The sequence below is a fragment of the Paenibacillus phoenicis genome (assembly GCF_034718895.1).
GTDB classification, from domain to species: Bacteria; Bacillota; Bacilli; order Paenibacillales; family Paenibacillaceae; genus Fontibacillus; species Fontibacillus phoenicis.
On the sequence record NZ_JAYERP010000001.1, the window covers coordinates 4,184,187 to 4,195,693 of the forward strand.

Annotated in this window: 6 protein-coding genes; 5 read left to right on the forward strand and 1 reads right to left on the reverse strand. The window is 59.8% G+C overall.

Features of this window, described 5'->3' with window-relative positions:
• The first annotated feature begins 10 nt into the window (after positions 1 to 10).
• From U9M73_RS19715 to U9M73_RS19725, 3 genes are all read left to right on the forward strand, one after another.
• A complete protein-coding gene (locus tag U9M73_RS19715) occupies positions 11 to 2,464 on the forward strand; it encodes a glycoside hydrolase family 95 protein (RefSeq protein ID WP_323078707.1) in 2,454 nt (817 codons plus the stop codon).
• Positions 2,461 to 4,842, forward strand: coding sequence for a glycoside hydrolase family 95 protein (locus U9M73_RS19720; protein ID WP_323078710.1), 2,382 nt, complete (start codon positions 2,461 to 2,463; stop codon positions 4,840 to 4,842). The genes U9M73_RS19715 and U9M73_RS19720 overlap by 4 nt, the downstream gene beginning before the upstream one ends.
• A 111-nt stretch (positions 4,843 to 4,953) precedes the next feature.
• Positions 4,954 to 5,322 carry an MmcQ/YjbR family DNA-binding protein gene (locus U9M73_RS19725; RefSeq protein WP_009223843.1) on the forward strand — a complete coding sequence of 123 codons (369 nt, stop codon included), beginning with the start codon at positions 4,954 to 4,956 and terminating at the stop codon, positions 5,320 to 5,322.
• 34 nt (positions 5,323 to 5,356) lie between these two features.
• Here U9M73_RS19725 and U9M73_RS19730 read toward each other — a convergent pair whose 3' ends face one another.
• Positions 5,357 to 6,304 (reverse strand): AraC family transcriptional regulator, encoded by a 948-nt coding sequence (locus U9M73_RS19730; RefSeq protein WP_323078711.1) that lies wholly within the window; start codon positions 6,302 to 6,304, stop codon positions 5,357 to 5,359.
• A 121-nt stretch (positions 6,305 to 6,425) separates the two neighbouring features.
• On the opposite strand from U9M73_RS19730, the gene U9M73_RS19735 reads away from it, so the two are divergent.
• Positions 6,426 to 9,794, forward strand: coding sequence for a DUF5107 domain-containing protein (locus U9M73_RS19735; RefSeq protein WP_323078712.1), 3,369 nt, complete (start codon positions 6,426 to 6,428; stop codon positions 9,792 to 9,794).
• A 768-nt stretch (positions 9,795 to 10,562) separates the two neighbouring features.
• A complete protein-coding gene (locus U9M73_RS19740; protein WP_323078714.1) occupies positions 10,563 to 11,504 on the forward strand; it encodes an aldose epimerase family protein in 942 nt (313 codons plus the stop codon).
• The last annotated feature ends 3 nt before the right edge of the window (positions 11,505 to 11,507 follow it).

Consider the following 11,507-nt stretch of genomic DNA (forward strand, 5'->3'; position numbering starts at 1 on the left):
GGAAGAAAAGATGGAGCGAAACACAAAGCTGCAGTACGACAGGCCGGCCACGGTCTGGACCGAAGCGCTGCCGGTCGGAAACGGGCGCCTTGGCGCGATGATTTACGGCGGGGTGGAACGGGAAACGATCAGTCTGAACGAAGATACTTTATGGTCCGGGTATCCGCGTGATTGGAACAATCCCTCCGCCCGGCAGGTATTGCCTGAGGTGCGGAAGCTGGTCCGGGAAGGCCGTTATGAGGAGGCGGATCAACTGGGACGTCAAATGCTGGGGCCGTACACGGAATCCTATTTGCCGTTTGGCGATTTACAGCTGACGTTCGAGCACGGGGCCGCCTGCCGGAGTTACCGGCGCACGCTGGATCTGGCGGACGCCATCCACGTGACGGAATACACCGTCGGGAAAGTGAGCTATAAGCGCGAAATCTTCGCATCCCATCCCGATCGGATCATCGCCATGCGGCTGACGTGCAGCCAGCCGGGAGCACTTGCTTTTCATGCACGGCTCGACAGTCCGCTCCGCCATATTGCCGCCGTGGAAGACGGGATATTCGTGATGCGGGGGACAGCGCCGGAACGGGTGGAGCCGAACTACGTGAACGCGGATCGCCCGATCCGCTACGGCGATCCGGCCGTCTCCCCGGCGATGGCCTTTGAGGGGCGGCTGGCGGTAACGGAAACCGACGGCCGGGTCAGCGTCGACGGGGACGGTATCCGCGTTCTGGACGCCACGGAGGCCGTATTGTATTTCAGCGCCGCGACGAGCTTTGACCGGTTCGACCAAATCCCCGGGGCGGGGCGACCGGAATCGGTACCGGCGGACGTGGCGGCGGCTCGGGCCAGAGCGGACTTGACTGGTGCATTAGCCAACCGGTACCTGGAGATTCGGGCCCGGCATATCGAGGACTACCAAGCCCTGTTTAGCCGCGTCAGCTTGCGGTTAGGGGAGACGGCGGCCCCGGAAGGGTTGGACACGGAGCGGCGGATCGTAGAATACGGGGCCGCTGATCCGGGGCTGGTTGAGCTGCTGTTCCATTACGGCCGGTATTTGCTGATCGCCAGCTCCCGGCCTGGCACGCAGGCGGCTAACCTGCAGGGAATCTGGAATGCGATGACTCGGCCGCCGTGGAGCAGCAACTGGACGCTAAATATCAACGCGGAAATGAACTATTGGCCGGCCGAGGTGTGTAACCTGGCGGAATGCCACTGGCCGCTGCTGGAGATGATCGGCAACCTGGCCGAGAATGGGGCCAAAACGGCCGCCGTCAACTACGGTACCCGGGGGTGGGTCGCCCATCACAACTCGGACATCTGGGGTCAAACCGCACCCGTGGGCGATTTCGGCGGCGGCGATCCGGTCTGGGCGCTGTGGCCGATGGGCGGTGTCTGGTTGACCCAACATCTATGGGAGCATTACGTCTTTGGCGGGGACGTCGCATATTTACATGATTTTGCATACCCCATCTTGAAGGATGCTGCCTTGTTTGCTCTGGATTGGCTCATTGAAGACGAATCGGGCCATCTCGTAACTTCGCCTTCGACTTCGCCGGAGCATAAATTCCGTACGGCGAATGGAGTTGCAGCGATTAGTGAAGGATCGACGATGGACCTGTCGCTCATCTGGGAGCTGTTTACGAACTGCATCGAAGCGGCAGGTGTGCTTGGCATTGACGAGGCGTTTCGTGAGGAACTGCGGCAGGCCCGTGAGCGACTCTTGCCGCTGCAGGTTGGGAAGTACGGACAGCTGCAGGAGTGGAGCCGGGATTTCGAGGACGAGGATGTCCACCATCGGCACACGTCCCATCTGGTGGGCGTCTATCCTGGCCGCCAGCTCTCGGCAGAGGAGACGCCGGAGCTGTTCGCCGCAGCGCGGCAAGTGCTGGAGCGGCGGGGCGATGAAAGCACCGGCTGGAGCCTGGGCTGGCGGGTCGCCCTGTGGAGCCGGTTCGGCGACGGCGATCGGGCGCTGCGGCTGCTCGGCAATATGCTGCGGCTGGTGAAGGACGGCGAAACGGAGCGCTATAACCACGGCGGCGTATACGCCAGCCTGTTGGGCGCGCATCCGCCGTTCCAGATTGACGGCAACTTTGCCGCTTCGGCGGGCATCGCCGAGATGTTGCTGCAGTCGCACCTCCCTGCGCTGGTGCTGCTGCCCGCTCTGCCGCAGGCCTGGCCGGACGGCGAGGTCCGCGGCCTTCGTGCCCGCGGCGGCTTCGAGGTAAGCCTGCGCTGGGCGAACGGCAAGCTGACCGAGGCGGAGATCGTGTCGACGCTGGGCCATGCCTGCCGCGTTCGCGTGGGGCTCAGCGGGGGCGAGCCGCTGACCGTATACCACGGTGGCGTGGAGGTAGCCGTGGAACGGATCGCGGAAGGCGATATCCGATTTGAGACGGAAGCCGGGGAAACGTATCGGCTGGTCCCGGATGACCGGACGTCCTCCGGCAAGGTGGAGGGAAGGCAATGAAGGTGAACGCAGCGGAGCTTGGCGCAACCAAGCTCTGGTATGACAAGCCGGCTGCGGGTTGGTCGGAGGGCCTGCCCGTGGGCAACGGACGGATCGGCGCCATCGTCATGGCCGCGCCGGAGCGCGAGGTCTGGAACCTGACCGAGTCGACCTACTGGTCCGGCCAAGCGGATGAGACGGCATCCGCGGCGTCCGGAGGCAAAGCGGCGCTGGCCGCGATCCGCGAGCGGCTGTTCGCCGGCGACTACGCGGGCGGCGACCGGCTGGCGAAGCAAGCGCTGCAGCCGCCGAAGCGGAATTTTGGCACCCATCTGGCGATGTGCGATGTGGTGATCGAATTCGCTCCGTCCGGCGAACCCAGCGAGACCGAGACCGGGGCAGTCAACGGAGCGTGCTCCCCTTTCCGACGCGAGTTGGACTTGTCGACGGCCCTGCTGACGACAACTTCCGGCCAGCCCGGATCAACGCTGGTGCGCGAGCTGTTCGCTTCTCATGTTGACGATGTTCTCGTCTCGCGGATCTGGAGCGAAGCGGCGGGCGGCGTCTCGTTTACGCTTGGCCTTGCGGGACTGACGCCAGAGTTTGAGGTTTCGGCGTCCGGTATGGCCGCGCTGGAATTCCGCGGCAAGGCAACGGAGACGGTGCATAGCGACGGGGCTTGCGGCGTCCGGTGCCGCGGCCGCATCGAGCTCGACACCCGGGGCGGCAGCCTTTATGTTCAGAACGACCGACTGGTGGTCCGCGGCGCGGACGAAGCATGCATTTATCTGACCGTCGCCACGGATTACCGCTGCGAGTCGAGGTCATGGGAGCTGGCGCCCCGATTACAGGCTTCCTTGGCGTTATCTAAGGGTTACGATCAGCTAAAAGCAGATCATTTGGCCGATTACGAGCCGTTGTTCCGGCGGGTGTCCATCGAGCTGGGTCCGTCCGAAGAAGCGGCGAAACTGCTAACGGACCAGCGGATTCGCCTGCTGCGGCAAGGCTATAGCGATCCCCAGCTGTTCGCATTGTTCTTGCAATACGGCCGGTATTTGACGCTGGCCGGTTCGCGGGAGGATTCGCCGCTGCCCTTGCATTTGCAAGGCATTTGGAATGACGGCGAGGCATGCCGCATGGGCTGGAGCTGTGATTACCACCTCGACGTGAACACGGAGATGAACTATTATCCGACCGAGGTGGTACATCTTGGCGAGAGCCAGCAGCCTTTGACGCGTTATCTGGAGGATTTGGCCCGCGCTGGCCAAAAGACAGCTCGCGATGTATACGGTTCGCCGGGATGGGTGGCCCATGTCTTTTCCAATGTGTGGGGGTTTACCGATCCGGGCTGGGATACTTCATGGGGACTTAACGTAACTGGCGGGCTATGGCTGGCCATGCAAATGATTGAGCATTACCGGTTCGGGTTGGACCGTGTATTCCTGGAGAAGCAGGCGTATCCGGTGCTGCGCGAGGCGGCGTTGTTTTTCCTCGATTACATGACGGTGCATCCCAAATACGGCTGGCTGGTGACGGGGCCGTCGAATTCCCCGGAGAACCACTTCTACCCGGGGCGTCCGGAGGAAGGATGCTGGCAGTTGTCGATGGGCTCCACGATGGATCAGGCACTCGTACGGGAGCTGTTTACGTTCTGTTTGGAAGCGGCGGAGCTGCTGGAGGAGGATGTGGAGCTGCGCTCACGCCTGAGCTCTGCAATCCCGCTGCTGCCCCCGCTGCAGATCGGCAAAAAGGGACAGCTGCAAGAATGGCTCGAGGACTACGAGGAAGCACAGCCGGAGCATCGCCATTTGTCACACCTGTTTGCGCTGTACCCGGCGCATCAGATCACGCCGGAGGAGACGCCGGAGCTGGCAGCCGCAGCCCGGGTGACGCTGGAAAACCGCATGCAGCAGGATGAACTGGAGGATATCGAGTTTACGGCGGCGTTGTTTGGGTTGTTTTTTGCCCGGTTGTATAATGGGGACCGCGCTTTGAAGCATATTTCCCACCTGATTGGGGAGCTGTGCTTCGACAATTTGCTCAGCTATTCTAAGGCGGGGATCGCCGGGGCAGAGACGAACATTTTTGTCATCGACGGTAACTTTGGCGGTACGGCGGCGATTGCGGAAATGCTGCTGCAAAGCCGGCCGGGCGGCAACATCCGCCTTCTTCCGGCGCTTCCGGCGGCTTGGCCGACGGGACGGGTGACGGGACTGCGGGCGAAGGGCAACGCCGAGGTTGATCTCGCTTGGGAAGCGGGCCGGTTGAGCAGCGCAGTCGTGCGCACGTATTCCCCGGGTACGTTTACCTTAAGTCTTGGCGACCGCCGCGTAACCTTTGAGGCCAAAGCTGGCGGGGAGTATCGGTTTGATGGGGCGTTGACGCTTCAAAACGGATAGCTCTGGCTCTGCAACACAATCGGGGTCAATTCGGAAACGGAAAGCGGCTTTTCCTCCCGTGGCCTGCATGATATAGTTACACCATAAGCAAGCCTATGAGGGGGAAGGGTCGTGTACCGTAAGCTGGTAGCGTATTGTTTGTCCAAAAAAGGGGCCGTCGAGGAGTATCCTTTTGGCCCGGAGACGACGGTCATCAAGGTCGGGGGAAAAATGTTCGCCTTGCTGCCTGTCACGGCCGACGATGAGACCGCGAGCATCTCGCTAAAATGCGATCCCGTGATCGCCGCCAATCTCCGGGAGCAGCATGAATGCGTGAAGCCGGGGTATCATCTGAATAAAAAGCACTGGAATACGGTCACCGTGGACGGCAGCTTGTCGATGGACGAATTGCGGGCCATGATCGACCACTCGTACGATCTGGTGCTTGGCGGTTTGACGAAAGCCGCCCGCGAGGCGGTCCTGATGCGCATCGGCAAGTAATGTCGGCGCAGGAAGGCTTCGGCCGCTCCGGGGCTTATCCCTTCGGAATACGGCGGTATTCGGTTGGGGAGTACCCCATGATTTTCTTAAATAATCGCGAAAAATAATACGGGTCGGACAAGCCGACCGCACCGGCGATCTCTTTGACGCTTAAGCCGGTGAGGTCAAGGAGCTGTCCGGCCCGTTGCATTTTCAGCCGCAGAAAATATTCGATTGGCGGAAGCCCCGCCTCCCGGTTAAACAAGTAGACGAGATGCTGCTTGGACAGCCCAACCTGCTTCGCCAGTTCGGACAGCGTGAGGCTCTCTGTCAGCCGCTCGGTCATGTAGCGGACCGCTTCATCGAAATAGCGTTCGCGTTTGCGGTCCTGCGCCGACCGTTCGGCGCTGAGCCCGATGCTGCTAAGCAAGTGGCGCATGGTCTGGGCGACATGGATCTGCACGGGCAGAGAGTAGTGCTTGTCATGAAGCAGGCGGTAACACTGCTCAAAATGCTCCAACAGCTGGGCATGTACGCTCAGCGGCAGCCGGACAGGGCCGCCCTGGTCCAGGCCGTAGGTGTGAATCAACGCGTTGGTATCCTCGCCCTGCAGGTGAAACCAGTAGATACTCCAGGGTTTATCGGTCGAAGCCCCATATCGGTGCGGCTTATGCGCCGGGATCACTGCCAGCTGGCGCTCGGTCAGCGGGTAGCTTTGTTGCATTTTGCTCGCCGTCGTTCCTGAGCGGTCTGGTCTGCCATCCGTGGGTTCCTCGCTCCATTCCACCCATCCTTCGCCTTCCACACAATAGATGAAGATATGAGCGTCCGCCCCTTCCGGGCGCTCCCGATAATGATGCCGGGCATTCGGGAAAAAACCGATGTCGCTGACGAACAGCGGCCGAGTCAACGTGGAGTTGTTCAGTTCTTTCAGCATATAGTCCGGTTGAACGAACAGCTTTTGCGCCTCAAAACCGTCCGGCTTGCGAATTTGATGATCCACAGAAACGCCTCCTCATAAGAATATAGTCCATCATTCCCCGTATTTCGTCAATTGGAATTCCTTCAGCTCCGGGGTACATTGGGGTTACAACCGATTCAACCAATGAAGGGGAGGATTTGAGATGAACGTTCAACAGCGGGAGGCGTCTCCAAAGGCTGCGGTTCGAGTCTGGGAAGAAGATAAGCTGATCCCGACGTATGGGGTTGGAGAGCCGGACAAGAACCCGATGTTTTTGGAAAAACGCGTATATCAAGGCAGCTCCGGACGGGTATATCCCTATCCGGTCATCGATAAGATTTACGATGAGAAGCGGGAGGTCAGCTATCGGCTGGCGATTTTGGAAAATGAGTACGTGCGGATCGAAATCATGCCGGAACTCGGCGGACGGATCTACCGTGCGCTCGACAAGACGAACAACTACGATTTCGTTTATTGCAACCGCGTGATCAAACCAGCGCTAGTTGGCCTGGCCGGGCCGTGGATTTCCGGCGGCATCGAGTTCAACTGGCCGCAGCATCACCGGCCGAACACTTTTGGCCCGGTTGAGTACCGGCTGGAGCAGGGAGAGGACGGCAGCGCCACCGTTTGGGTCAGCGAAATTGACCGCATGTATGGCACGAAGATGACCGCCGGGTTTACACTGTACCCAGGCAAGGCGTATCTGGAGATATCCGCGCAGCTGTACAACCGGACGCCGGAGCCGCAAACGTTCCTGTGGTGGGCTAACCCGGCCGTGGCGGTAAATGATCATACGCAGTCCGTGTTTCCGCCGGACGTTACCGCCGTATTCGATCATGGCAAGCGCGACGTCTCACGGTTTCCGATTGCCACCGGCACGTACTACAAGATGGATTATTCGGAGGGCGTAGATATTTCTCGTTACAAAAACATCCCGGTCCCCACGTCCTACATGGCTTACAAATCCGACTTCAACTTCGTCGGCGGGTACGATCACGGCGTGCAAGCCGGCCTGCTGCATGTCGCCAATCACCACATTTCCCCGGGGAAGAAGCAATGGACTTGGGGGAACGGCGAATTTGGTCAGGCTTGGGACCGCAACCTGACGGACGAGGATGGCCCGTACATCGAGCTGATGACCGGGGTGTATACCGACAACCAGCCGGACTTCACCTGGCTCCAGCCGTATGAGGAGAAGTCGTTTAAGCAGTATTTTATGCCTTACAAGGACATCGGTGTTGTAAAAAATGCTTCCATCGAAGCGGCCGTTAACCTCGAAGTCGACGAGACGGCGCGGACGGCAACGGTGCTGGCGTATGCGACCTCCGATTATGCAGGGGCGGTTGTGGAGCTCAAAGGCGCACGCCGGACCTACGTATCCGACACCGTGCGGCTGTCGCCGGTTTCGACCTACAAAACCGTTGTCCCGTTGGATGAAGGCGACCAGCCTCATGACTTGCTTGTGACGGTGCGCGACAGTGAAGGGCGGCTGCTGATTTCGTATCGCCCGGCCAAGCCGTCGATTGAACAGGTGCCGGAAGCCGCCAAGCCGCTGCCGAAGCCGCAGGAGCTGAAGACAAACGAGCAGCTGTATCTGGCCGGTCTGCATCTGGAGCAGTATCGCCATGCTACGTTTGAGCCAGAGGCGTATTATTTGGAAGGCCTGAAGCGGGACGCCAGCGATATCCGCATCAACGTCGCTTATGGCACGTTGCTGCTGCGACGGGGCCGGTTTGCCGAGGCGGAGGCGCATTTCCGCACAGCGGTGAAGTCGCTGACCTGGCGCAACCCGAACCCGTACGACAGCGAAGCGCTGTACCAGCTTGGGTTGGCGCTGCAGCTGCAAGGGCGGGACGAAGAGGCGTTCGCCGCCTTCTACAAAGCCGTCTGGTCCGCCGCCTGGCAGGACAGCGGCTACTATTCACTGGCCGCGATTGCCTGCGGCCGCGGCGAATATGCGGAAGCGCTCGAGCTGGCCACGCGCTCGCTGATCCGAAACAGCCGCAACTATAAGGCGCGGCATTTGAAGGCGGCGCTGCTGCGGAAGCTCGGTCGGCCGGCGGAAGCGCTCGCCTACACGGGCGAGACGCTGGCGCTTGACCCGGCCGACTTCGGCGCCGCCAACGAGCGCTGGGCCGCGCTGCGCGCCTTGGGCGATGCGGCTGAGGCGGACGCGGTCTTGGCCGAGCTCCAGCGGTTGATGCGCGGTGACGCGCACAACGCCCTGCAGCTGGCCGCGGATTACCTCGGCTTCGGCCTGTATGACGAAGCCGTGCAGGTGCTGCAGCGGATCGTGCCGGACGCAGACACGCCGGCTTACCCGATGCTGCACTACACCTTGGCCTATGCGCATGAGCGGGCCGGCCGCAGCGAACTGGCCGCGCGTCATCGGCAGGCAGGCGCCGCCGCGCCGGCGGACTACTGCTTCCCGAACAGCCTGACGGATCTGCTCGTGCTGCAAAGCGCGATCGAGGCGAACCCGGGCGATGCGAAGGCGCATTATTACCTCGGCAACTGGATGTATGACAAAAAACGCCCGGACGAAGCGATCGCTCACTGGGAGGCGTCCCGGAAGGTGGACCCCGGGTTCCCGACCGTGCACCGCAATTTGGCGCTGGCTTATTACAATAAGCGCCAGGATGCCGACGCGGCGCGGGAAGCGCTGGAGACAGCGTTCGCACTGAACCCGGAAGATGCCCGCGTGTTTTACGAGCTGGATCAGCTCTATAAGAAGCTGGGCCGTCCGGCGGCGGAGCGGTTTGCGGCGCTGGAACGCCATCTTGCGCTCGTGGAGAAGCGCGACGATTTGTATTTAGAGTACGTCACGCTGCTAAATACGCTGAACCGCCACGACGAAGCTTTGCGGGCGCTGGAGGCCCGGAAGTTCCACCCTTGGGAAGGCGGCGAAGGCAAAGTGACCGGGCAGTACCGGTTCGCCCTCGTCGAGCTTGGGAAGCAAGCGCTGGCGGCCGGGAACGCCGAGCAGGCGATCGAGCTGCTGGAGCGTGCGCTCGTTTACCCGGAGAATCTCGGGGAAGGCAAGCTCACCGGAGCGCAGGAGAACGACATCCTGTATTACCTGGGCTGCGCGTACGAGGGGCTGGGCCGGCTTGAGGAAGCAACACCGTATTGGCAGGCCGCCTCGCAAGGGCTGGAGGAGCCGGCCGGCGCGATGTACTATAATGATCAGCCGCCGGAGATGATTTTTTATCAAGGGCTGGCTTGGCGGAAGTTAGGCGTGGAGAAGGAAGCGAAACGCCGGTTCAATAAGCTGGTGGACTATGCCGAGAAGCATTTGTTTGATGAGGTGGAATTCGACTATTTTGCCGTATCCCTCCCGGACTTTCTCGTGTTCGAGGACGACTTGAACCGGCGCAACGTCATCCACTGCCGCTTCATGCGGGGACTGGGGAAACTGGGCCTTGGCCGGCCGGAAGAAGCCGCCGAGCAGTTCGATGAGGTGCTAGCCCTAGAGCCAAGCCATCAGGGGGCGATGATCCATCGGCGGATGTGCCGAGGTAAGCAGACGTAGAAGTAGTAGATGTAGTAGATATAGAAGTAGTAGATATAGAAGTAGTAGATATAGAAGTAGTAGATGTTGCAGTAAACGTAGGAGTAGAAGTAAAAGTAAATGTAAATGTGATGTAGAAGGAGATATTGAAGTGGACGTAGAGGTAGACGTTGATGTGGGCATTAAGTAGGATTTGCAGAGGCACTTCAGTCGCTCTTCAGTCGCTCTTCAGTGGCTCTGCGCTAACGCTTGCCACAACGCTTATTTGACTTAAAATGGCGGTTTTTATTTTCTAACGCTGATCAGCGTGCTTATGGGGGCGATTGAGCCCCTTTTTACTCTAAAATGAGCAAATAAGGTGTCTGGTAAGCGTTAGATCCAACCCCCCCTTTTTTTTGCACGAATAGTGTCGGTCACAAGCGTTAGACGATCCTGCCCCCGCGTGGTAAGAGGGCAACCAGTTGCAAGAGGGCAAACTAGCTGTGGAAAGTGGACGCGAATTACGAATCACGAATAACAAATCACGCAACGCACATCGCAAGTAACAAATAACAAGCCACAAGCCCCAAGTAACAAATCACAACTAACAAGTAACAAATCACAAGTAACAAATCACAAGTAACAAATCACAAGTAACAAATCACAAGTAACAAGTAACCAATTACCAGTCAGCAGTCAAACTAATCGCAAGTAACAAATCCCGAATCACAATTCTCAAGCGAAGCAAGTCACCAGTAACAAATCAACGTTTTTACCTTGCAGCGATCCGGTTGGAGGAGGAGTAGGCGAATGAACCAATGGCGAAAGACGGCGGTGGAAGGCTGGGAAGCTTGGATAGGGGAGACCGACAGGATAGCGGTGACCGTTGTTCCGGAGCTGGGCAGCAAGGCTGTTTCGCTGCAGAATCGCAAGACGGGGCGAGAATGGCTGTGGCGGAGCGATAAACCATTGGGGAACGAAGGCTATGGCACGTTCTTTGCCTCCGGCGACGAAAGCGGCTGGGACGAAATGTTCCCGGCCATCAACGCCGGTGCTTATCCGCAGGCGCCTTGGCAAGGCCGGGCGATCCCCGATCACGGAGAGGTGTGGTCCCGGGCTTGGGAGCATCAGGCCACAAGCTCGGCCCTGACCTGTCGCATCGGCGGCGTGCAATTTCCCTATGTCCTGAAGAAAACGTATACGTTCCCGGCCGTAGACACACTTCGTATCGATTACGCCGTGACGAACCTGTCGGGTGCCCCGTTTTCCTTTCTGTGGGCGGCCCATCCCTTGCTGCAGGTACGGGAAGGCATGCAGCTGCATGTTCCGGCCGATTTAACGAACATCGAGGTCTCCTATTCCGCGGAAGGAAGGCTAGGTGCATTTGGCGACAAGCAGTCTTGGCCGCTGGCGCGCAGCGCAGCCGGAGGGCCGGTTGACCTGAGCACCGTGGAGCCCAACGCTGGCCGATTCGCGGAGAAATATTATTTCTCCGGCCGGCTCAGCACCGGGTACGCCGGCATCAGCGACCCGGCGACCGGCGAGGCGCTGATGTTCCACTTCCCAGCCGACCGAGTGCCGTATTTAGCCGTTTGGGCCAACTACGGCGGCTTCGGCGGCAACTATCACGTTGCCCTGGAACCGGCCACAGGCCGCATGGACGAACTCGCCCATGCTGTCCGCGAAGGAGAAGCCGCCGTTGTTCCGGCTCGCGGCGTGTATCGTTGGCATTTGGACATTAGCATGAAGTAATTA